Origin of the sequence: Bacillus sp. 7705b (genome assembly GCF_002289525.1) — a bacterium.
GTDB lineage: Bacteria > Bacillota > Bacilli > Bacillales > Bacillaceae > Bacillus > Bacillus halotolerans.
Genome location: NZ_NSDH01000014.1, coordinates 45,210 through 65,698, shown reverse-complemented (window position 1 = coordinate 65,698; position 20,489 = coordinate 45,210). Strand labels below are relative to the sequence as shown.

At 42.2% G+C, this 20,489-nt stretch carries 25 protein-coding genes and 1 pseudogene; 17 read left to right on the top strand and 9 right to left on the bottom strand.

Features of this window, described 5'->3' with window-relative positions; all coding sequences use genetic code 11:
• Positions 1 to 39: 39 nt before the first annotated feature.
• Both deoD and CJU60_RS04755 read left to right on the top strand, forming a co-directional pair.
• On the top strand, positions 40 to 741 hold the full coding sequence (gene deoD, locus CJU60_RS04760) for a purine-nucleoside phosphorylase (protein WP_024121757.1): 702 nt from the start codon (positions 40 to 42) through the stop codon (positions 739 to 741).
• A gap of 83 nt (positions 742 to 824) precedes the next feature.
• A complete protein-coding gene (locus CJU60_RS04755) occupies positions 825 to 1,646 on the top strand; it encodes a M15 family metallopeptidase (RefSeq protein WP_095713120.1) in 822 nt (273 codons plus the stop codon).
• A gap of 40 nt (positions 1,647 to 1,686) precedes the next feature.
• Here CJU60_RS04755 and CJU60_RS04750 read toward each other — a convergent pair whose 3' ends face one another.
• A complete protein-coding gene (locus tag CJU60_RS04750) occupies positions 1,687 to 1,947 on the bottom strand; it encodes a hypothetical protein (protein WP_024121755.1) in 261 nt (86 codons plus the stop codon).
• Between the two features lie 86 nt (positions 1,948 to 2,033).
• Entirely contained in the window at positions 2,034 to 2,735 is a 702-nt protein-coding gene (locus tag CJU60_RS04745) for a class I SAM-dependent methyltransferase (RefSeq protein WP_095713119.1), read from the bottom strand.
• 151 nt (positions 2,736 to 2,886) lie between these two features.
• On the opposite strand from CJU60_RS04745, the gene ctpA reads away from it, so the two are divergent.
• On the top strand, positions 2,887 to 4,287 hold the full coding sequence (gene ctpA, locus CJU60_RS04740) for a carboxy-terminal processing protease CtpA (protein WP_095713118.1): 1,401 nt from the start codon (positions 2,887 to 2,889) through the stop codon (positions 4,285 to 4,287).
• 35 nt (positions 4,288 to 4,322) lie between these two features.
• Here ctpA and CJU60_RS04735 read toward each other — a convergent pair whose 3' ends face one another.
• Positions 4,323 to 5,813, bottom strand: coding sequence for a sodium:solute symporter family protein (locus CJU60_RS04735; protein WP_024121753.1), 1,491 nt, complete (start codon positions 5,811 to 5,813; stop codon positions 4,323 to 4,325).
• Entirely contained in the window at positions 5,813 to 6,013 is a 201-nt protein-coding gene (locus tag CJU60_RS04730; protein ID WP_044155515.1) for a DUF3311 domain-containing protein, read from the bottom strand. The genes CJU60_RS04735 and CJU60_RS04730 overlap by 1 nt, the downstream gene beginning before the upstream one ends.
• Positions 6,014 to 6,197: 184 nt before the next feature.
• On the opposite strand from CJU60_RS04730, the gene CJU60_RS04725 reads away from it, so the two are divergent.
• Together CJU60_RS04725 and CJU60_RS04720 are read left to right on the top strand one after the other, a co-directional pair.
• Positions 6,198 to 7,109, top strand: coding sequence for a ring-cleaving dioxygenase (locus tag CJU60_RS04725; RefSeq protein WP_095713117.1), 912 nt, complete (start codon positions 6,198 to 6,200; stop codon positions 7,107 to 7,109).
• A gap of 11 nt (positions 7,110 to 7,120) precedes the next feature.
• Complete coding sequence (locus tag CJU60_RS04720) at positions 7,121 to 7,723, top strand: alpha/beta hydrolase (protein WP_024121750.1); 603 nt, start codon at positions 7,121 to 7,123, stop codon at positions 7,721 to 7,723.
• 45 nt (positions 7,724 to 7,768) lie between these two features.
• Here CJU60_RS04720 and CJU60_RS04715 read toward each other — a convergent pair whose 3' ends face one another.
• Positions 7,769 to 8,377 carry a nitroreductase family protein gene (locus tag CJU60_RS04715; protein ID WP_095713116.1) on the bottom strand — a complete coding sequence of 203 codons (609 nt, stop codon included), beginning with the start codon at positions 8,375 to 8,377 and terminating at the stop codon, positions 7,769 to 7,771.
• 129 nt (positions 8,378 to 8,506) lie between these two features.
• On the opposite strand from CJU60_RS04715, the gene yodB reads away from it, so the two are divergent.
• Both yodB and CJU60_RS04705 read left to right on the top strand, forming a co-directional pair.
• Entirely contained in the window at positions 8,507 to 8,845 is a 339-nt protein-coding gene (gene yodB / locus CJU60_RS04710; RefSeq protein ID WP_024121748.1) for a transcriptional regulator YodB, read from the top strand.
• Between the two features lie 181 nt (positions 8,846 to 9,026).
• Entirely contained in the window at positions 9,027 to 9,293 is a 267-nt protein-coding gene (locus CJU60_RS04705; protein WP_095713115.1) for a hypothetical protein, read from the top strand.
• 92 nt (positions 9,294 to 9,385) lie between these two features.
• On the opposite strand, the gene CJU60_RS04700 is transcribed toward CJU60_RS04705, so the two are convergent.
• Positions 9,386 to 9,775, bottom strand: coding sequence for a tautomerase family protein (locus tag CJU60_RS04700; RefSeq protein WP_095713114.1), 390 nt, complete (start codon positions 9,773 to 9,775; stop codon positions 9,386 to 9,388).
• A 363-nt stretch (positions 9,776 to 10,138) separates the two neighbouring features.
• Between CJU60_RS04700 and CJU60_RS04695 the strand changes: the two are divergent.
• A pseudogene (locus tag CJU60_RS04695) lies at positions 10,139 to 10,240 on the top strand (GntT/GntP/DsdX family permease); the annotation flags it as partial.
• Positions 10,241 to 10,339: 99 nt separating this feature from the next.
• Positions 10,340 to 10,573, top strand: coding sequence for a hypothetical protein (locus CJU60_RS04690; protein ID WP_044155524.1), 234 nt, complete (start codon positions 10,340 to 10,342; stop codon positions 10,571 to 10,573).
• A 33-nt stretch (positions 10,574 to 10,606) separates the two neighbouring features.
• Here CJU60_RS04690 and CJU60_RS04685 read toward each other — a convergent pair whose 3' ends face one another.
• A complete protein-coding gene (locus CJU60_RS04685; protein WP_024121742.1) occupies positions 10,607 to 11,062 on the bottom strand; it encodes an Hsp20/alpha crystallin family protein in 456 nt (151 codons plus the stop codon).
• A 98-nt stretch (positions 11,063 to 11,160) separates the two neighbouring features.
• Here CJU60_RS04685 and rarD point away from each other — a divergent pair, with 98 nt between their 5' ends.
• The 4 genes from rarD (at position 11,161) to bshB2 (ending at position 13,442) form a co-directional block, all read left to right on the top strand.
• Positions 11,161 to 12,057: an EamA family transporter RarD gene (gene rarD, locus CJU60_RS04680; protein ID WP_095713113.1), complete on the top strand. Its 897-nt coding sequence runs from the start codon at positions 11,161 to 11,163 to the stop codon at positions 12,055 to 12,057.
• 74 nt (positions 12,058 to 12,131) lie between these two features.
• A complete protein-coding gene (locus tag CJU60_RS04675; RefSeq protein WP_095713112.1) occupies positions 12,132 to 12,410 on the top strand; it encodes a hypothetical protein in 279 nt (92 codons plus the stop codon).
• The gene (locus tag CJU60_RS04670; protein WP_010334594.1) at positions 12,407 to 12,757 is read left to right on the top strand and encodes a YojF family protein; all 351 of its coding nucleotides are present in this window, start codon (positions 12,407 to 12,409) and stop codon (positions 12,755 to 12,757) included. Before CJU60_RS04675 ends, CJU60_RS04670 begins: the two co-directional genes overlap by 4 nt.
• 19 nt (positions 12,758 to 12,776) lie before the next feature.
• Positions 12,777 to 13,442 (top strand): bacillithiol biosynthesis deacetylase BshB2, encoded by a 666-nt coding sequence (bshB2, locus tag CJU60_RS04665; RefSeq protein WP_024121739.1) that lies wholly within the window; start codon positions 12,777 to 12,779, stop codon positions 13,440 to 13,442.
• Positions 13,443 to 13,471: 29 nt separating this feature from the next.
• Here the strand turns inward: bshB2 and rsbRC are convergent, their stop codons facing one another.
• Positions 13,472 to 14,320: an RsbT co-antagonist RsbRC gene (gene rsbRC, locus CJU60_RS04660; protein ID WP_095713111.1), complete on the bottom strand. Its 849-nt coding sequence runs from the start codon at positions 14,318 to 14,320 to the stop codon at positions 13,472 to 13,474.
• A 15-nt stretch (positions 14,321 to 14,335) separates the two neighbouring features.
• Entirely contained in the window at positions 14,336 to 15,694 is a 1,359-nt protein-coding gene (locus CJU60_RS04655; protein ID WP_095713110.1) for an MATE family efflux transporter, read from the bottom strand.
• Between the two features lie 275 nt (positions 15,695 to 15,969).
• On the opposite strand from CJU60_RS04655, the gene cdaS reads away from it, so the two are divergent.
• The 4 genes from cdaS to CJU60_RS04635 all read left to right on the top strand — a co-directional run bounded on the left by cdaS (position 15,970) and on the right by CJU60_RS04635 (position 20,413).
• Positions 15,970 to 16,584 carry a sporulation-specific diadenylate cyclase CdaS gene (cdaS, locus tag CJU60_RS04650; RefSeq protein ID WP_024121736.1) on the top strand — a complete coding sequence of 205 codons (615 nt, stop codon included), beginning with the start codon at positions 15,970 to 15,972 and terminating at the stop codon, positions 16,582 to 16,584.
• 243 nt (positions 16,585 to 16,827) lie between these two features.
• Positions 16,828 to 18,045 carry a macrolide family glycosyltransferase gene (locus tag CJU60_RS04645; protein WP_095713109.1) on the top strand — a complete coding sequence of 406 codons (1,218 nt, stop codon included), beginning with the start codon at positions 16,828 to 16,830 and terminating at the stop codon, positions 18,043 to 18,045.
• Positions 18,046 to 18,442: 397 nt separating this feature from the next.
• Positions 18,443 to 19,678, top strand: a complete 1,236-nt coding sequence (locus tag CJU60_RS04640) for a C40 family peptidase (protein WP_095713108.1) — start codon at positions 18,443 to 18,445, stop codon at positions 19,676 to 19,678.
• 144 nt (positions 19,679 to 19,822) lie between these two features.
• Complete coding sequence (locus tag CJU60_RS04635) at positions 19,823 to 20,413, top strand: superoxide dismutase family protein (protein WP_095713107.1); 591 nt, start codon at positions 19,823 to 19,825, stop codon at positions 20,411 to 20,413.
• The last annotated feature ends 76 nt before the right edge of the window (positions 20,414 to 20,489 follow it).

The following is a 20,489-nucleotide window of genomic DNA, read 5'->3' as shown; positions in this document are numbered from 1 at the left end:
CGGACTGATCGTTAATTTTGGTTTATAGGAGGATATGAGATGAGTGTACATATCGGTGCGGAAAAAGGACAAATTGCGGATACGGTACTATTGCCGGGGGACCCTTTAAGAGCAAAATTTATCGCTGAAACGTATCTTGAAAATGTGGAATGCTATAATGAAGTCAGAGGCATGTATGGATTTACAGGTACATATAAAGGCAAAAAAATCTCTGTGCAGGGCACGGGCATGGGCGTTCCGTCCATTTCAATTTACGTCAATGAATTAATTCAAAGCTATGATGTGCAAAACTTAATAAGAGTAGGCTCTTGCGGCGCCATCCGTAAAGATGTCAAAGTGCGCGACGTCATTTTGGCCATGACTTCTTCTACTGATTCACAAATGAACAGAGTCGCTTTTGGAAGTATCGATTTCGCGCCTAACGCAGATTTCGAGCTTTTGAAAAATGCCTATGACGCCGCTAAGGATAAAGGCGTACCGGTGACGGTAGGCAGTGTATTTACTGCTGACCAGTTCTACAATGACGATTCTCAAATTGAGAAGCTTGCCCAATACGGTGTGCTCGGGGTAGAGATGGAAACAACCGCTTTGTATACATTGGCAGCGAAGCACGGTAGAAAAGCGCTGTCCATCCTGACCGTGAGCGATCACGTATTAACAGGAGAAGAAACAACAGCAGAAGAGCGTCAAACCACTTTTCATGATATGATAGAAGTGGCTTTACATTCTGTATCAAAATAAAATAAATGAAGAGGCGTGCTGGGTGCCGGCAGCCTCTTCTTTATGGATACGGAAACGATTGATAAAAGGAAGGTAATGTGATTATGAAAAAGTCCGGTAAATGGTTCTCGCTGGCCGCCGCTCTGAGTGTGACGGCAATTGTCGGAGCCGGCTGCAGCATGTCAAATGGGGATGCTCAAAAGGATACGAAAACCACTGCAGAATCAAAACAGACAGAAGAAAAAACAGCTGACAGCAAAAAAACAAATACGCAGGACAGTGAGTTCTTATTGGAAAGCAAGTTTTTCAATAACATTAAAAAAGTGGACGGCCTGGAAACCATTCAAAATCCAAAAAATATCCTCGCCCTTGTCAATAAGCAATACGCACTGCCAGGAGACTATGAACCTAGCGATCTAGTTATCCCTGATGTCGAGTTTTCTTTTAAAGAGAAAATACAAAAGCGATACATCAGAAAAGAAGCAGCAGACGCATTAAAAACGATGTTTGATGCTGCGAAAAAGGATGGCTATGAGCTGGCAGCCGTGTCAGGATACCGCTCGTATGACAGACAGCAGGTTATCTTTAAAAATGAAGTAAGCTTAAAAGGGGAAAAGAAAGCAAGAGAAGCTGTCGCATATCCGGGTGAAAGCGAACATCAAACAGGTCTGGCAATGGATATTTCCAGCCGAAGCAACGGTTTTGAGCTAAATGAGGCGTTCGGCAGCACCGAAGACGGAAAATGGGTGCAGAACAATGCTTATAAATACGGTTTTATCATTCGCTATCCTAAAAACAAAGAAGACATCACGAAGTACGAATACGAACCATGGCATTTGCGTTATGTAGGCAAAAAGGCTGCAAAGGTTATCCATGAAAATGACTTAACATTAGAAGAATACTTTGAAAAAGTGAAGAAGATATAAAATAAAAACCCGCTTACCATTGGTTAAGCGGGTTTTTCCATTAAAAAAAGAATAAACCGGCGAGCGCCACACCTGTAATCAGCCCAAGGCCAATACCGTATGCGGCTCCATATCCATATCCGTAGCCGCCCCAATATCCATAGCCAAATCCGCCTCTTGGGCCCCCTGAAGTAACTGGAGCAATAAAGACCTTGCTGTTGGTTACCCGTGTAATTCTGCCCACGTGGACTCTGCCGTTTCTTTCTGTAATTCTAGCAACTTTTCCTTGGTGCTGCCGGCAGATATGATAGTATTTTTCCAATATAATTCCCTCCTAATCCGTCTTTCTATCAGCTTATGATAGATAAACAAAAAAGGTTGGACGAAAAGAGGGGGTGAAGCGCCGTTTTACTTGTATGCGATAAAGATACAATGACCCATATACTCGCTGTATGCCTGCATGAGGTCATAATGGGACTGAAGCGTTTCATAGTAGATAGGAGCGATTGCTTGCGATACATCCATTTCAGTCGTCGGTTCAAATTCCATATCTTCCGGCAAAAGGGTGATCGTTTCTGTTTTCTGAAATCCATGGGAACGAATCGAGTCTATCCACTCCGATTCGTCATAAAGCTTTGTAAAACCGTAAAAGTCCATCATTTGCTTCTTTTCGCGCGGAGGCATCGGCTTTTTAAGCGCCGCTTCAATACCGATCAGCATTCCACCCGGCTTCAATACTCTATTAATTTCTTGAAGGGAGGATGTCAGATGGGAAAAACTGAGGACGGATTCGGACAGGACGCAGGAAAAGGACGCCGAAGAAAACGGAAGATGTTCCAGCTCTCCAAGATATGCAGGGATGGCCAGCCCTTCATTTGCAAATCTTTTTTTCGCCTTCTCAAGCATGACAGGGTCTTTATCAACGACTGTGACAGGATAAAGCAAATGTCCTAAATAAGCCGCAGTTTGCCCCGTCCCGCATCCGGCATCAAGAATCGGCTGATCAGGCGGAGGTGCCGCTTTTTGCAATACGGCTTTTGAAAAAGCAAGCCCGCCTGGATGTGCACCTGAGACACCGAATAAGGACAGCATTTCTAAATATCGGCTCAAAATGGTATCCTCCTTTTTCGTTATTATATGTCGTGAAAAGACATAGGTTTATGAAACGATAAAGAAGGGCGGATCTCTATATTTTCTGCTCCGAGTTGACGAATAGGAAATCGTCCATGATAATAATGTAAGAAGAAAAGGTGGTGTTTAATTGAAACGGCAATTGAAACTGTTTTTTGTTGTGCTGATCACTGCGGTTGTCGCTTCGGCGCTGACTTTATTTATTACGGGCAATTCAAGCATTCTGGGCCAGAAATCAACAAGCGCAGGAGATAGTAAGTTCGATAAATTAAATAAAGCGTATGAGCAAATCAAAAGTGATTATTACAAGAAAACAAATGATGACAAATTAGTAGACGGAGCAATTAAAGGAATGATTGAGTCTCTGAACGATCCTTACTCTACATATATGGATCAAGAGGAAGGAAAATCATTCGAAGAAAGCATTTCTGCATCCTTTGAAGGAATAGGAGCGCAAGTAGAGGAAAAAGACGGTGAAATCCTTATTGTTGCGCCAATCAAAGGTTCACCTGCTGAAAAAGCCGGAATCAAACCGAAGGATCAAATCCTGAAAGTAAACGGTAAAAGCGTAAAAGGCATGAATGTAAATGAAGCCGTCGCTTTAATCCGCGGCAAAAAGGGCACAAAAGTGAAGCTTGAGCTGAACAGAGCGGGAGTGGGAGAGATTGATCTTTCCATTAAGCGCGATACGATTCCTGTTGAGACCGTCTATTCTGAGGTGAAAGACAACAATATCGGTGAGATCCAAATCACTTCTTTCTCTGAAACAACTGCTAAAGAGCTGACAAATGCGATCGACAGTTTAGAGAAAAAAGGTGTCAAAGGCTATATTTTAGACTTGAGGGGCAATCCGGGCGGCTTAATGGACCAGGCGATTACAATGAGCAATCTGTTTATTGATAAAGGTAAAAATATTATGCAGGTTGAGTACAAAAACGGCTCAAAAGAAGTCATGAAAGCGGAAAAAGAACGAAAAGTCACAAAGCCGACTGTCGTTTTAGTAAATGACGGAACAGCGAGCGCTGCAGAAATCATGGCCGCTGCCCTTCATGAATCGTCAGGCATTCCGTTAATTGGAGAAACCACATTCGGAAAAGGCACAGTGCAAACCGCAAAAGAGTATGAGGATGGCTCAACAGTCAAACTGACAATGGCCAAATGGCTGACTGCTGACGGTGAGTGGATTCATAAAAAAGGCATCAAGCCGCAATTGAAAGCAGAACTTCCTGATTACGCGAAGCTCCCTTATTTAGACGCTGATAAAACGTACAAATCAGGCAATACAGGCACTGAAGTCAAAGTCGCTCAGCAAATGCTGAAAGCACTTGGCTATCAGGTGAAGGTAAACAGTACGTATGATCAAGATTTTGTATCAGTCGTCAAACAGTTCCAGAAAAAAGAGAATCTGAAACAAACAGGCGTGCTGACTGGCGATACTACAACAAAACTAATGACAGAACTTCAACAAAAGCTGTCAAATAATGATACGCAAATGAAAAAAGCAATTGAAACGCTGAAAAAAGAAATGTAAAAAAGCCATACGCGGCTACCGCGTATGGCTTTTTTTTAAGCACCCTTCTGATTCGGATTCGGTTCAGTTTTTTTACCAAATAAACCTTCTTTGACTGGATTTGAACCTGCTCTTTTTACAAACAGCGGATTGAGAATGATTACAGCGATGATATTGGCGGACAATCCCCAGAAACCTTCATAAATGCCGTGTGCAGATTGAGTGATATACACAATAAACGTAACCGCAAGGCCGGCTAATAATCCGATCACTGTCGCCTCTCTCGTTTGGTTCTTCCAGAATAAGCTGACGGCAATCGCGGGGAAGATCTGCACCATACCGGAAACGCCTAAAAGCTGAAGTGTTACTAAGGCAGTCGGGAACAGCATTCCAAATAGAAGAGCAAGACCGATCACGACAAACACCATGGAACGTGTAATAAGGGTCAGTTTGCTTTGTGACACATTTGGATGGATCAAGTCACGGTATAAGTTATTGGCAAATAAATTCGATGCTCCGATAGCCATGATCGAACAAGGGATCAATGAAGCTAGGGCGATAGTGGCATATGCAAAACCTTGTGCCACGCCGCCGTAAGACGTCTGAATCAGATGCAGCAGCGCCAGTCTTGGATTTGTATCTTCCGGCAGCACAAGAAAAGCGATAAAACCAAGGAAAATAACTAAGATTAAAACGATGTTATAAAGCGGCAAAAACATGCTGTTTTTTCTAACTGCATCGGCACTTTTCGCCGTAAATACACCTGTAGCGGCATGCGCCCACATAAAAAGTGCCAAGGCGGATACAATAGATGCTGTAATAAACCAAGGGATGCCTTTTGGGCCCTCTGTCGGTATCGTCAGCATTTGCGGCGCTTCCTTCACCAATGTATCAATCATCGGCGTCCAGCCGTTGAAATGAATAAGAGGGAGGGAAACGACCATAAACAGCATAATCACCCATACTAAAATATCTTTAATAATGGCTGTAAAAGTAGGCCCTTTAATCCCGCTGAAAAACGTGTAAAGAGCAACTAGAATAAATGAGATGATGACAACAAACTTTACGTTGATATAGCCGGTTCCCGCCACCTGAAGCGTATCTTGAATTCCGCTAAGCTGAAGACAGATATATGGGATAAGCATCAGGACACCGACAATTGCAACGAGACTTGCCAACAGCTTGCTGTCAAAACGTTCCCGCGCATAATCAGCGAGAGTTGTTAATTTGTGAATTTTCGCAACTTTCCAAAGTTTCGGCAGGAAGAAATAGGCGATAAAATAAGCCAATACGGAGTAAGGAATTGCAAAAAACGCAACACTTCCGCCTGTGTAAGCCGTACTGGTCAGGCCTAAGAAAGTATATGCCGTGTAAAGGTCAGCGCCAACTAAAAACCAAACGAGAAGGCCTCCAAAACGTCTGCCGCCGACAGACCATTCTTCCACCGAGGTTCGCGATGATTTGTCTCTCCCGGCGAGAAATCCGATACAGACAACAGTTAATACGATAATAGCCGTAATCATAAGTGCAGTGAGATTTCCTTGCATCATTCAATTCCTCCATCTTTTTTTTGCACCAGGTAAATGCCAAACGAACATACCGGCGTAATGATAATCCACAGCAGCAGCCAAAAATGGAAAAAAGGAAGGCCGAAAATAATCGGTTCGATTCGATTCACAAACGGCAAAAGTGCAAGCTGAATGAATGGTAAAATGATGAGTATAACAATAAGTGCTTTTTTAACCATTTACTTTCCTCCTGAAAGATGATAATGCTCACTATAATAGCAGTTGTAAGATAAGATCACAAGATAATTATTAGAAAAAAATGATTTTTTCAATTATTTAATTAAATCACATGGTTTGCATCCTGCACATTATAGGTTTAAAATAATAAATATCTCGAAATCAAGATAATTTAGGAGTGAAAAGATGAAAACAGAAGGATTGCATCATGTCACAGCATTTGCCAGAGATCCGCAAGAAAATTTGCGATTTTATACAGAAGTGCTCGGGCTTCGGCTTGTCAAAAAAACAGTGAATTTCGATGACCCGGGAACATATCATTTTTACTTTGGGAATCAAAATGGAGATCCAGGGACCATTATTACCTTTTTCCCGTTCCAAGGAAGCGGGCAGGGGACGGTAGGGAAAGGCCAAGCCGGCCGAATTTACTTTTCAGTCCCTAAAGGCTCTCTGGCTTTCTGGAAGGAACGCCTTCAAAATAATGGACTGAATGCAGAGGAGAAAATGCTATGCGGGGAACACGCTCTGATCTTTGATGATACAGAAGACCTTCCGTTAGCAATCATGGAAGACGGCGAAAGCGGAAAAAGCGAGTGGACACCTGACGGCATTTCAGAACATGAAGCCATCACCGGAATGAGAGGCGTGCTGCTGTACTCCTATGATCCGCAAGCAACGATTCAATTGTTAGAGGAAAGCTTCGGATACAGCAAAGTAGCGGAAGAAGATCAGATCGTTAGACTGAAATCCGCAGCGGCTGTCGGAAACGTGATTGACGTTCATTTGCAGCCGGAAAAAAGAGGCGTCGGAGGTTATGGAACAGTTCATCATATAGCGTTTCGGACAACGAGTGAGGAGCAGGCTAAATGGCAGCCGCTTATTGCTGAAAAACATCTCCCTTCATCAGAAATTCTGGACAGGGAGTATTTCACATCAATTTATTTCAGGGAAAAAGGCGGCATTTTATTTGAAATTGCCACAGATGAACCAGGCTTTATGACAGATGAAACGTTTGATGAGCTGGGGACATCCTTAAAGCTGCCTGAATGGCTGGAGCAACACCGCAAACAAATTACAGATATTTTGCCTGAATTGTAGGAGGGGACATGATGAAGCATATTTTTGAAAGAGGGACATCTGATAACGTCTTACTGCTGTTACATGGAACCGGAGGAAATGAACATGATCTCCTTTCATTGGGCCGTTTTATAGATCCGGATGCTCATTTGCTGGGTGTCAGGGGATCAGTGCTCGAAAATGGAATGCCGCGCTTTTTCAAACGCCTCAGCGAAGGTGTATTTGATGAAAAGGATCTTGTTGAGCGGACAAAAGAATTGAAAGATTTTATCGACGAGGCGGCACAAACGCATCAGTTTGACCGGAGCCGAGTGATTGCAGTCGGCTACTCAAACGGCGCAAATATCGCAGCGAGCCTGCTTTTTCATTATGCGGATGTTTTAAAGGGGGCTATTCTGCATCATCCTATGGTGCCGATACGGGGGCTTGAGCTTCCCAATATGACAGGGCTTCCTGTTTTCATTGGGGCGGGAAAATATGATCCGCTTTGCACAAAGGAAGAATCGGAAGAGCTTCACCGCTGTTTGCTTGACAGCGGGGCATCTGCTTCAGTTTTTTGGCAGGATGGGGGCCATCAGCTCACACAGCATGAAGCTGAACAGGCTCGCCAATGGTACAAAGATACGTTTCAATAAAAAAACCTTAGTCCGTGTTTATCCGGACTAAGGTTTTTCTTAGATTTACAGCCAAGTTGATACTTTTGATAGAGGCAAGCGGTTGCTTTGGTGTGCAGGTTTCACTGCTTTCCCGATAGAAATAAGCATAACCGGAACATAGCGCTCGCTGATATCAAATTCCTTTTGGAACTGCTCCTTATTAAATCCTCCGATTGCGCAGGTATCATAACCTTTCGCTTTTGCGGCAATCATAAGCTGCATAGCAGCCAATGAAGCATTTAAGAAAGCGGAATCGCGTGCGAACTGTTCACTTTGGTAAGCACCGTTAATTTGGCCAAGAAGCGTTTGTTTGATTTCATCCGTGATGAAACCTTGGTTTGCCAGTTCAGCGTAAACGTCTTCACCGTTTTCATTCGCTTTTAGATCGCCTAAAATGGCAACGACAGCAGAAGATTCAACAATTTGTTTTTGATTATATGCTACAGGCAGAAGAGCCGCTTTTGATTCATTGCTGTGGAAAACTGTAAAATGCCAGTGCTGCAGATTCCATGCAGAAGGCGCTTTAGTGGCGAGCTCCAAAAGATCAGTCAGTTCCTCTTTAGAGATCGGGGCATTCGTATCATATTCCTTAACAGATGCCCGTGCTTGCAAAATGTCCAGAGTATCAGTCATAATGTTTCCTCCTTCGGGTAAACGTGGTATGATAATAGAAAAGTTAGAAGCTTACTAAATGTAACTTGAAAGATAATTTTAATGGATCAGTGAATACTTGTCAAACAATAGATGAAGGGATGAAGACTAGTGGGAAATACAATGTGCCCTAAAATGGAGTCAGCTTTCTCATTGCTGGGAAAACGATGGAACGGTCTGATCATCCATGTACTAATGGATGGGCCGAAACGATTTAAAGAGATAACGGAAACCATACCGATGATCAGCCAAAAAATGCTGGCAGAGCGCCTTAAAGAGCTAGAGCAAAACGAAATTGTTGAACGCCGGGTTCTTCCCGAGACACCGGTAAAAGTGATCTATACGCTGACTGAAAAAGGAACCGCGCTGCAAGCCGTATTTCAAGAAATGCAAGCGTGGGCCGATCAATTTTGTGAGCCTGGTGTTACAGTGTGCGAAGAAGAGAAATAATGGAAAGAAACAGAGCATCCGCAGAAAGGGTTTGTTTCAGTGAGAAAGTCATGTAAGTGGGTCATACCGTTTACATGACTTTTTATTTTAGGAGCCATGTTATGAATCAGCTTTTATTTTACATATATAAAAAGAGATGTTAGGATGATGTCAACATACAAAAATAGGAAAGGGTCCTTCCGTGAAAAAGTTACTAACAGCTATCCTGTTGTTAATGGGAATCATCATTTATCTTGTTGTTCAAATCAGCAAACCGGAACTCTATCTGCCTGAATTTTATATATACGATCAAAACCCTGTCAGCTTTCATTGGAATTACATAGGCATCGAAACTGGTTATAAAAAGGGAGACCCTGATTCTATCCACCAAATCTGGATCAAACCGTTATATTTCGTTTTGCTGGCTGTTTTCATTCTGGTTATTTCTGCTTTTTTGAAAAAGAAATAAAAAAAGAGAGGTCTTGAATAAGGATCTCTCTTTTTTTATTTCATTGACTGGCCATTTGCTAAGTGTAAAGCAGATGAAGAAGTTTCACCATCTTATAACTTACCATTCAAAAATTGTGCCTCGCCGAGCCCGAAACTCCAATCAGCATCACCGTTTTCCGTAATGGAAACCATTAGGTCTTCCGGGGAAATACCGCATTCTGCTTCTAGTTTTTCAGCCAGCAAGGCATATAATTTCTCTTTTTGGCTCTTTGTTCTTGTTTTACTTGTAATGCTGATCACGATCAAATCCTTGCTTCTATGAAATCCTAATCCGGTATCGTGAATCACGAGCTCATTCGCGGGATGCTGGTGCACAATTTGATATCGGTCACTCTCCGGCACGCCAAACGCTTCTATCATTGCTTGATGAGCAGTGTCTAATAGCGATTGTAATGCTTTTTGATTACGGCCTTCTATCAGATCGAAACGTAATAATGGCATTTGAATTCCTCCTTTTGTGACACTGATTTTATCAGCATGTTATCACATTGTTTTGTTATCTGAAGCCAATTGATAGATAAAAACATAACATATAACCAATAATTGATCAATATATAACTGCATTGTTGTCTGACAGCCTATGAAATCATAAATATTACTGGCAGTAATTGATTAGGAGGTTAGTATGAAAATAATAGTTGATCAAAAGATGACAATTATATCACCACGAAGATCCTATTTCGTTTAAATGAAAGCGTTTTCTAATAAACATCCGGAGATATTGTCAAAAACAACATGAAAATGGAGGTTAGCCATGCCGATTTTTATCACTGTTGCCGGGGTTTTTATTTTGTCATTTCTGACGGCGTGAGCATGAAGGAAACGTTTCAAACATGGACGCTGCTCACAACGGTCCTCTCGGTAACAGGACTGGGCTGTGTTTTATTGGCCGGACTATTTTTGTAATAATGCTTTATCAGTAAAAATCAATATAACAATAGCCCAATCGTTTTTCTTCCTGGATGAATACCTTACATATAGGCAGACATAAAGGAGGAAATAATCATGTACCCTCAACACTCGTATTATCGCGGGAACCCAGGTCCGGCCGGATACCCGGAACGAAACCCTTTTTTGTTTGGCGCTCCTTTAGTCGGCGGTTTATTAGGCGGTTTTCTTGGGAGTGCTCTTTTTAATTATCCGCGTCCCTATGCGTATCCGCCTGTTCCTTACGGTTACGGAGGTGCGCCATACGGCCCCGGGGGACCGTATGGCGGAGGTTATCCCGGTTTCTATTAGCAAAAAACGGCCTGCACAGAAGCAGGCCGTTTTTTATCGCATAATTTCTACCTCGGACATATTGTAGTCCTGCTGTTTATGAAACATGACTTCCAGATGGCCGTCTTTATATACGGCTTTCGTTCCTTTCCGCTTGACAAGACAGGGAAGATTTACTTTTTTAGGATGAGTCAAACCCGGGAAATGTTCAATCAGTAATGTATGTGATGTATGTTTAATTTTGAGCTGTTCCAGCTGGCTTTCGCTTACTGAAACCTTTACAAACACATGGTCTGCTGTTTCGAATATATCTATATCAGGTTCGGTGCGCTTTGTTTTTTCTTTAGTCGGGAGAGGATCGCGAAATGGAAATTGAGCCGCGTAATCACTTCCGAACACACTTTCCATTACACTGTTTACATAATGCTCAACCTCTTTTGGATCGGCCTTTTTTAATGCTTCCTTGGAAAATTGATTTTGGAAAGGAAAGTACTTGTTCCACTCAAACATCTTCGTCACACCTTTCTTCACGGACAAAATAGTATATGCCTGCTCGATCTTTCACGTGATATAATATAAGATGCTCTAAAGAAAGGCAGGGACATAATATGCATCATTCAGAAACAAAAAAAGGCGTTCTTTACACAGCCGTTTCCTTTACGATGTGGGGGCTGTTTCCGCTTTATTGGAAGCTTCTTGAACAGCTGCCGGCACTTGATATTTTAGCTCACCGTATCATTTGGTCTTTTGTTTTTATGTGTATCGTGCTTTTTTTCTTGCGTCAATGGAAAACGGGGTGGCATGAGCTGCGGTCTTTAAAAAAGAACGGAGGCATACTATCTTTATTTCTCGCTTCAATTCTCATTTCGGTTAACTGGTTTGTATACATATGGGCTGTCAATCATGGATTTCTGCTAGAAGCAAGTCTTGGCTACTACATCAATCCGCTTGTGTCAGTTCTTCTCGGCATTTTGTTTTTAAAGGAAAAGCTGAATCGCCTTCAATTGGTTGCAGTTTCGATAGCGGCAGCCGGCGTTATTATTTCTGCGTTTCAATACGGCTCCATTCCGTACATCGCGCTGCTGCTTGCATTCAGCTTTGGCTTATACGGATTTACCAAAAAAAGAACTAGTCTTTCAAGCGCTATCGGTTTAATGCTGGAGACATTCATGATTATGCCGATTGCATTGGGGTATTTGCTGCTTAGCGGCCATATTCAGCCTGAGGGTGCAGAAAGCGGCGGGGCATGGGTGCTTCTCTTTTTTGCCGGTGTGTTTACCGCGCTGCCGCTCTTATTGTTTGCTGAAGGGGCGAAGCGGCTGCCGCTGTATCAAGTCGGTATATTACAATATATTGCACCGACCATCACCTTGCTGATCGGGCTGTTCATTTACCATGAGCCATTTTCAAGCTCGAAGGCATTTACCTTTGCCTGTATATGGGCTGCATTAGTCTTGTTTACGTTTTCACAAGTGAAATGGAAACGGGCATCAAAAAGCCATTGAGCCTTTGGCTTTTCAGTTTGAGTATATATTATGTATAATCATTTCATGTATGTAAGACATAAAGGAGCAGGACGATGGACAATGATATAGAAATAGGAAAAGCATACGCCTCGCTATGGAACAGCCGCTCTTTCTCAAACGAAGATGCAGAAGCGGTTACAGAGGCAATTGATCTTGAGCTTTTGGATAAGAGAACACATCCGAGACTCCGTAAACCTATGCTGGAAAAATATTATGCCGCTATACAGCGCATTGTGAATTCACAGCTGGAACCGGCTGTCAAATATCAACTGGTCAAATTACATACAGAACGCGTACAGTATTTAAAAGTAGAAAGAGGGGAGCAATTATGAAAGCAATCATAAAAGAAGATGTGCAAGCATCTTTAGAACGATATGCGGACCGCCCTGTATATATCCATTTAGAAACCACAACCGGTTCTTACTCGGCACATTTAAATGAAAAAAACATGACGGTTGTTGCTTATATACGCAATGCGAAGGTAACCTATCATCAAGCTAAAATCAAAGGGAGCGGGCCTTACCGGGTCGGCTTAAAAACAGAAGAGGGCTGGATTTATGCTGAAGGCCTGACTGAGTACACAGTGGATGAAGAAAACCGCTTATTAATGGCAGGACACTTGCCGGGCGGAAAACTGGCTATTTCACTTCAAATCAGTGAAAAACCGTTCACAGTTTAAAGAAAAGGGTGAAAAAATAATGAAAGAACACGTGCTTGTAATCCTGCCTCACCCTGATGACGAATCATACGGTGTGGCGGGTCTGATTGCTTTAAACAGAAAAAAAGATGTGCCCGTTACATATGCTTGCGCTACGTTAGGCGAAATGGGCAGAAATATGGGAGATCCATTTTTTGCTAATCGGGAAACCTTGCCATTATTAAGAAAACAAGAGCTTATCAACGCCTGCAAAGAAATGGATATTAATGACTTGCGAATGCTCGGACTTCGGGATAAAACGCTTGAGTTTGAAGACGATGAATATTTAGCTGATATCATGGAAGAAATCATAGATGATGTAAAACCAAGCTTAATTGTCACATTTTATCCGGGACATGGCGTGCACCCTGACCATGATGCATGCGGGGAAGCGGTCATCCGGGCATTGTACCGCAAAAAGAAAGAAGACCGTCCGCGCACACTATGCATGGCTATTACACGCAATAGGGAAGAGGTGCTTGGCGAAGCAGACGTCGTACTTGATATCAAAGAAGTGGCAGATATTAAAATGAACGCGTTAAGAGCTCATCGCACCCAGACGGAAGGTATGCTCCGAGAGCTTGAGGAAAAACTGAAAAACAATGAACCTGTTATGGCAACATGGTTTGAAGAAGAAGTGTATTGGACATATCAATGGAATGATTAAAAAAAAGGTATAAGGCCCTTGAGGGGACCTTATACCTTTTTTAATTTCAAGTCAGATGCAATCGCTGATGCAAGAGTAGATCTCAGTGAGATGTCCTCAAAAGACAAACCGAGCTGAACCGCGGTTTGCGCAATTTCCGGGCGGATCCCCGACAATGTGGATGAAACGCCGATCAAACGCAGCGCCTCAATCAGACTGAACAGCTGGTGGGCAACCATGGTATCAATTACCGCTACTCCGGACAAGTCAATGTAAAGCTGCGTCACCTTTTTTTTCGCACATTGATTCAATGTATTTTCCATGATCAATTTAGCGCGGACGGTATCAATATCACCGATTAACGGAAGCAGTCCCACACTGTGGAACAGCACGATTACCGGGGCGCTCAATTCAGTGATCATATCCTTTTGGGCTTGAAGCTGAAGGCTTGTGTTTTTGTACATTTCTTCTATAAAAATATGAATCACAAGATCAAACGCCTTAATAAGGGTGTGATACAAATCCTCGGCTTCTTCGCTTTTCACGGTATCCTGATTGATATGAACAAAGTCCTTCACATAGGAAATATACAAGTCTCTCACTCTGACAAACTCACGGATAATATAGTGGATAGGCGTTTTTAAATGCTCTTGATCCTGGGTGACTTCAAATGCCCAGGCTTTTAGAATGGGCAAGTAAACCTCTTCTTCATCTATAAAGATACGGCTGATCTTATAATTGAAAGCAAGATTCTGGCTCTTTAAATTTTTAATGACGGCCGGGTCTGTTGATGCATAGATTGAATTCGGATCAGTTTCCTCGATTGTTTCATACCATGTAGAACTTATTTCTTCTGCATGCTGAGACAGATACTCATATAATTTCTGATTTTGTGCCATGTCATATCACCTCTTTTAAAATTCCTGCTTCAATAAATAACGCTTCTGCAGTTTAACCAGCCTGAAAAACAGCCCGACTGCTCCTGCCGCTAGCCCTGCAATTAACCCGATCCAATAACCGAACGCGCCAAGTTCTGTAAACGTGCCGACCGCATAACCGACAGGAAGGCCGATAACCCAATAAGAAATAAAAGCGGCTGCAAGTGTATAATTGACATCTTTATATCCTCTGAGAGCGCCCTGAATAGGTGCTGCCACAGCATCGGAAAGCTGAAAAAACAGCGCGTAAATTAAAAAGTGCTGTGTTAGCCGGAGGACATCCTGATCAGAGGTGTACATACCTGCTATTTGCTCTCTGAATAAAAGGATACAGGCAGCTGTTAACAAAGAAAAGCCTACTGCCATCATGATGCCGATAAAGCTGTAAGAGCGAGCGTCTTTAAAACGAGCTGCTCCGGCCTCAAACCCGACAACTATCGTTAAAGCCATGGACACGCTGAGCGGCAGCATATATAAAAGTGACGCAAAGTTCATGGCGGCCTGATGGGACGCGATGGTTACTGTATTGAAATGGCTCATCAGCAAAGTGACAGCCGCGAAGATGCTCGTTTCAAAAAACACGGCAAACCCGATGGGCAGTCCGATTTTCAGCATATTTTTGCACGCTTCCCAAGAGAACTTATACATGGTAAGGAAAATGCCATATTCAGAAAACGGCGCTGCTTTATGAATGATGATAAAACTGATGATACAGATGCACCAATACGTAAGCGCTGATGCAATTCCGGCGCCGACTCCGCCAAGGGCAGGCATGCCGAATTTTCCGAAAATAAATACGTAGTTTAACACAAAATTAATCGGCAGTGAACATAGTGTAATCATCATGGTCACTCGTGTTTTTCCTAATGAGTCAATGAACGATCTCAAAACGGTGTAAACAAATAAAGGAAAAATCCCCAAAGATAAAAACCCTAAAAAGTGCTTAGCAATGTCATATACGTGTGCCTCAAGGTTCAATCGGGACAGAACAGGATCAACTATTCCATATCCAACCGCTAAAACGGCGATGCTTAGAAGCGCGGCCACATATACAGCCTGTAAGACAGTAAAGGGAATTTGTTTGGTTTTATCAGCACCTAATAGCTGTGCGACAATCGGGGTGACTGCCATTAATATACCTGCCAGACCAGTATAGACAGGCGTCCAAAGGCTTGAACCAATGGCCACACCGGCTAAATCGGCGGCGCTGACTTTCCCTGACATCACCGTATCTAAAAAGGTCATGAGAGAAAGCCCCGCCTGAGTAATTAAAATCGGAATTAAAATGTGCAAAAGCTGTTTTATCTTTTGTCCGGCGTTTTTGGTTTCTTTCATACATTAATCCCCGTTTCTTTATCATAACGAGAGAAATTATAACATTTTATGTATAAAAAGCAATGAACGCCTGGCCTATTCTTTTTTTGTCGGTTTCGTTTTTCTAAACATTTGGGCATAAATAAAAGAAAGCGAAATAACGCCTAAAAAGGTGCAGATATATTGAATGATTCTTTCCATTTCCATTCTTTACATACCTCCTTTACCAATAGAATGTACATCAATAAGATAAGCATGCGTGCAAAGTTGAAAATATGAAAAGGAGATGAAGGCCCATGCATTACGAACAGATGACAGAAAGTGTATTCACGGCAAAGATACAATCGCATTTAGAACAGATATTAGGGGATGCTTCTCTTATTTTGAAAACGTTACACGAAAAAGATCAATGCCTCCTTTGTGAATTGGATGACTTGGGACGTATTTTTGAGAATATGCACGGCATTGCCTCATCCTTTTATTTGCAATCATACATTGAACAATTTACACCGTCATTTGTGGAACTGGCCAAGGCGATTAAAAATTTATCGGAAAATAAGCATGGCGCGTTAATTGTCATTGAAAGGGCAGACCCGGTTGACAAATTTATTCAAAAAGGAACATCGCTTCATGCAGAAATCAGTGCTTCATTAATTGAAAGCATCTTTTTCCCGGGAAACCCTCTTCATGACGGCGCTTTATTAGTGAGGGACCATACACTCGTCTCAGCCGGAAACGTTCTCCCGCTGACGACACAAGAAGTGGATATTCATTTGGGAACCAGGCACCGGGCGGCTTTGGGGATGTCTGGATATACAGATGCGCTTGTGCTGGTTGTTTCTGAGGAAACAGGCAAGATGTCGTTTGCGAAGGACGGTGTGTTATATCCGCTCATCTCACCGAGAACATAAAAATAAACAAAAGGACCCGAACAGCTTTCGTCTCATGAGACAAAATGACTGGAATAGAACTCTTTTTTAAAAGCATTCATGCCATACTGAATGCTTTTTTTCTTGAAAATAGAAAGTCGGGAAATGTAACCTAGTATAAAAGTTATATTGGATTAATATTAATAAAGTTAAATACTTTACCTGATTTTGTATTTATAGTACTGTATAAAATATTACATAAATTTTAATGGAAGGGTGTGCCGCATGACTAATGTATTAATGATCGGTTTTCCGGGAGAGGGCCATATTAATCCGTCTATCGGTGTAATGAAGGAGCTGAAATCACGAGGAGAAAACATTACTTACTATGCAGTAAAGGAATATGAAGAAAAAATCACCGCGCTTGATATTGAATTTCGTGAATATAACGATTTTAGAGAAGAATATTTCGGAAAAAACGCAACTGGTAATGAGGAAAGAGATTTTGCCGAAATGATATGCGCCTTTTTGAAAGGGTGTAAGGACATCGCCACCCATATTTATAATGAAGTGAAAAACGAATCATACGATTATGTCATATATGATCACCATTTCCTGGCCGGTAAAATCATTGCCAATCTGCTGAAGCTGCCGAGATTTTCATTATGTACGACCTTTGCGATGAATGAGGATTTTTTAAAGGAAATGATGGACACCTTCAATAGCAGACCATTTGAAGACTCACCTTATTACGAATCCTATCAGCAGCTCGCAGAAACCTTAAATGCCGAGTTTCAAGCGGGAATTACCAAGCCTTTTGACGTTTTTTCGTCCGATGGAGATTTGACGATTGTCTTTACGTCAAGAGAATTTCAGCCAATGGCTGAGCAATTCGGAGAAAATTATGTGTTTGTTGGTCCTTCAATTGCAAAAAGAGCCAAAAGCAATGACTTTCCATTCGATGAGATTGACAATGAAAACGTGCTGTTTATTTCTATGGGAACCATTTTTAATAATCAAAAAGAGTTTTTCAACCAATGTCTCGAGGTGTGCAAAGACTTTGACGGAAAAGTTGTGCTGTCCATTGGGAAACATGTTAAACAAAGTGAGTTAAACGATATTCCTCACAATTTTATTGTGCGCCCGTATGTGCCGCAGCTTGAAATCCTGAAAAGAGCCAGTTTGTTTGTCACCCACGGCGGAATGAACAGCACAAGCGAAGGGTTATATTTTGAAACACCGCTCATTGTCATTCCGATGGGAGCTGATCAATTCGCTGTCGGAAAACAGGTGGAACAAGTAGGTGCGGGGAAAGTGCTGAAAAAAGAACAGCTGTCTGAAAACCTTCTGAAAGAAACCATTCAAGAAGTGATCAGCAATCCTGTTTATGCTAAGAATGCAAAAGCAATTGGCCAGTCACTGAAAGCAGCAGGCGGTGCTGAAAAAGCTGCCGGCAGCATTCTTGAATATGTTAAACACAATACTCAATCAGCTAACGCATAGTGTATACAGCCTGTTCATTTGAAATGGACAGGCTTTTAACTGTTTCGGAAAGCTGGGCAGAGTTGCAGTCAGAAGAAGGGATTTGACACTTTGATAGAGAATTGAAAGAAAAACAGACAGGAAAGGAGGAAAATCTGCTTCTTTCATCAGCATAAACCAATCATTTTACCCCCGCTTAAATAGTTCCTTAGACTTTCGATAAACCTATACAAATTATGTAAAGTATTAGGTGTTTATCTAGAGTTTTAAGGTCGAACGAAGCTGAATTTGCTGCCGGATCTATAAAAATTTGTTTATAACGCTAAAAAAGTGACGATAAAACGTATGTGTGCCATTTTTGGAAACAGAATACTAATTATTTCTGTTTGTCTCATAAAAAGTTTAGGAGGTTAAATGAATGAAAAAGAAGATCGTAGCCGGCTTGGCTGTTTCCGCAGTTGTTGGGTCATCGATGGCAGCAGCACCCGCGGACGCAAAAACGATAAAGGTGAAAAGCGGTGACTCTCTTTGGAAACTTTCGCGCCAGTATCATACGAGTATTTCAGCACTGAAATCCGAAAACAAATTGAAATCGTCAATGCTTTATGTCGGCCAAAGCCTTAAAGTTCCTGAAAGCAGCAAAAAAAGCAAAACATCCTCATCAAACTCAAGCAAAACGTCAACATACACCGTAGCATATGGTGATTCCTTATGGATGATTGCCAAAAATCATAAAATGAGTGTTTCAGAGCTTAAAAGCTTAAACAGCCTGAGCAGTGATTTGATTCGTCCCGGCCAAAAACTGAGAATTAAAGGGACAAGCAGTTCAAACGGTTCGAATGGACCGAAAAAAAGCAACGGTTCAAATTCTACAGGTCCATCAAAAAGTACATATACTGTAAAGCTTGGTGATTCTCTGTGGAAAATCGCAAACAGCTTAAATATGACGGTTGCCGAATTGAAAACCTTAAATGGCTTAACATCAGATACACTTTACCCTAAGCAAGTATTAAAAATAAAAAAAGGCAGCTCATCCAATAGCGGTAGCAGCGGTTCAAAAAAGCCGTCAAACTCAAATTCTTCAAAAACAACTACATACAAAGTGAAATCAGGTGATTCGTTATGGAAGATTGCGAATCAGCTGGGCGTCACTGTGCAAAGTATTCGTGATAGAAACAATTTGTCTAGCGATGTTCTGCGAATCGGACAGATTCTCACAATTTCAGGAACGACTAAATCTAATAATTCCAATAAGAATGTCCCGAAAGACAAATCAGGATCAAACGTTCAAATAGGAACAAAGATTGACAGAATGATAACGGAGGCAAAAAAATATGTCGGTGTTCCGTATCGCTGGGGAGGAAATACGCCTTCCGGTTTCGATTGCAGCGGCTATATTTATTACCTCATTAATAAAGTATCATCTATTTCAAGGCTGAGCACGGCAGGGTACTGGAATGTGATGCAAAAAGTCAGCCAGCCGTCAGTCGGTGACTTTGTTTTCTTTACGACGTATAAATCCGGGCCGTCTCACATGGGGATTTACTTGGGCGGCGGCAATTTTATTCATGCAAGCTCCGACGGTGTGGGCATTTCCAATCTCAGCAATTCGTATTGGAAACAGCGCTACTTGGGAGCACGAAGCTATTTTTAAACTTTGAGCATGGACATTAGACAGACGGGGCGTTTGGGCAGAACGTCCTGCTGCCCTAATGTAAAAGCCTTTTAAAAGGCTTTTTTTTAGTTTATATCGGAATATGATTGACCACACTGTTAGAAAAAACAAGGGGGAGACAGCATGAATCGTTTCTTGCTCCTTATCGTGGTGGCGGCACTGGGTCTTGCGGGATGCAGTCAGGAAACACCGCCTGACCATCCGCGGCGGGTACCGGATAAAAAGGTGATAGAAACGTCAGCGTTTAGTCATCAGATCCAGCTGGTCAATAGAGAAGGCAAAAAAGTCGGGTATATTGAAATAAAAGAATCAGAAGACGAAGGGCTCGATTTTCACATCTCAGCACACAGCCTGACACCCGGGGCTTCACTCGGTTTTCATATTTATGAAAAAGGATCATGTGTCAGGCCGGATTTTGAATCTGCGGGCGGACCCTTTAATCCGCTGAACAAAGAACACGGCTTCAATAATCCGATGGGACATCATGCCGGAGATCTTCCGAATCTTGAAGTCGGTGCTGACGGGAAAGTAGATGTTATTATGAATGCGCCTGAAACCTCTTTACAAAAAGGAAGCAAATTGAATATTCTCGACCAGGATGGCAGCGCGTTTGTTATTCACGAACAGGCTGACGACTATCTGACGAATCCGAGCGGAAATTCAGGAGCGCGAATTGTGTGCGGAGCGCTTTCTGGCAATAACGAGAAACAGTAATATAGCGGGAGCCCTTTGTATTGAGCATACAGGGGCTTTTTTAGTATACTCGTTAATGGAATACGAATAGGAAAGG

Bases quoted from the DNA above. Each gene is read 5' to 3' on its own strand.
- CJU60_RS04725 (WP_095713117.1), top strand. From the start codon at position 6,198: ATGAAAACAGAAGGATTGCATCATGTCACAGCATTTGCCAGAGATCCG.
- rarD (WP_095713113.1), top strand. From the start codon at position 11,161: ATGCATCATTCAGAAACAAAAAAAGGCGTTCTTTACACAGCCGTTTCC.
- CJU60_RS04655 (WP_095713110.1), bottom strand. From the start codon at position 15,694: ATGAAAGAAACCAAAAACGCCGGACAAAAGATAAAACAGCTTTTGCAC.
- bshB2 (WP_024121739.1), top strand. From the start codon at position 12,777: ATGAAAGAACACGTGCTTGTAATCCTGCCTCACCCTGATGACGAATCA.
- CJU60_RS04635 (WP_095713107.1), top strand. From the start codon at position 19,823: ATGAATCGTTTCTTGCTCCTTATCGTGGTGGCGGCACTGGGTCTTGCG.
- CJU60_RS04685 (WP_024121742.1), bottom strand. From the start codon at position 11,062: ATGTTTGAGTGGAACAAGTACTTTCCTTTCCAAAATCAATTTTCCAAG.
- rsbRC (WP_095713111.1), bottom strand. From the start codon at position 14,320: ATGGCACAAAATCAGAAATTATATGAGTATCTGTCTCAGCATGCAGAA.
- CJU60_RS04720 (WP_024121750.1), top strand. From the start codon at position 7,121: ATGAAGCATATTTTTGAAAGAGGGACATCTGATAACGTCTTACTGCTG.
- CJU60_RS04715 (WP_095713116.1), bottom strand. From the start codon at position 8,377: ATGACTGATACTCTGGACATTTTGCAAGCACGGGCATCTGTTAAGGAA.
- cdaS (WP_024121736.1), top strand. From the start codon at position 15,970: ATGCATTACGAACAGATGACAGAAAGTGTATTCACGGCAAAGATACAA.
- CJU60_RS04690 (WP_044155524.1), top strand. From the start codon at position 10,340: ATGTACCCTCAACACTCGTATTATCGCGGGAACCCAGGTCCGGCCGGA.
- CJU60_RS04755 (WP_095713120.1), top strand. From the start codon at position 825: ATGAAAAAGTCCGGTAAATGGTTCTCGCTGGCCGCCGCTCTGAGTGTG.
- CJU60_RS04730 (WP_044155515.1), bottom strand. From the start codon at position 6,013: ATGGTTAAAAAAGCACTTATTGTTATACTCATCATTTTACCATTCATT.
- CJU60_RS04675 (WP_095713112.1), top strand. From the start codon at position 12,132: ATGGACAATGATATAGAAATAGGAAAAGCATACGCCTCGCTATGGAAC.
- CJU60_RS04640 (WP_095713108.1), top strand. From the start codon at position 18,443: ATGAAAAAGAAGATCGTAGCCGGCTTGGCTGTTTCCGCAGTTGTTGGG.
- CJU60_RS04700 (WP_095713114.1), bottom strand. From the start codon at position 9,775: ATGCCATTATTACGTTTCGATCTGATAGAAGGCCGTAATCAAAAAGCA.
- CJU60_RS04645 (WP_095713109.1), top strand. From the start codon at position 16,828: ATGACTAATGTATTAATGATCGGTTTTCCGGGAGAGGGCCATATTAAT.
- deoD (WP_024121757.1), top strand. From the start codon at position 40: ATGAGTGTACATATCGGTGCGGAAAAAGGACAAATTGCGGATACGGTA.
- CJU60_RS04670 (WP_010334594.1), top strand. From the start codon at position 12,407: ATGAAAGCAATCATAAAAGAAGATGTGCAAGCATCTTTAGAACGATAT.
- CJU60_RS04735 (WP_024121753.1), bottom strand. From the start codon at position 5,813: ATGCAAGGAAATCTCACTGCACTTATGATTACGGCTATTATCGTATTA.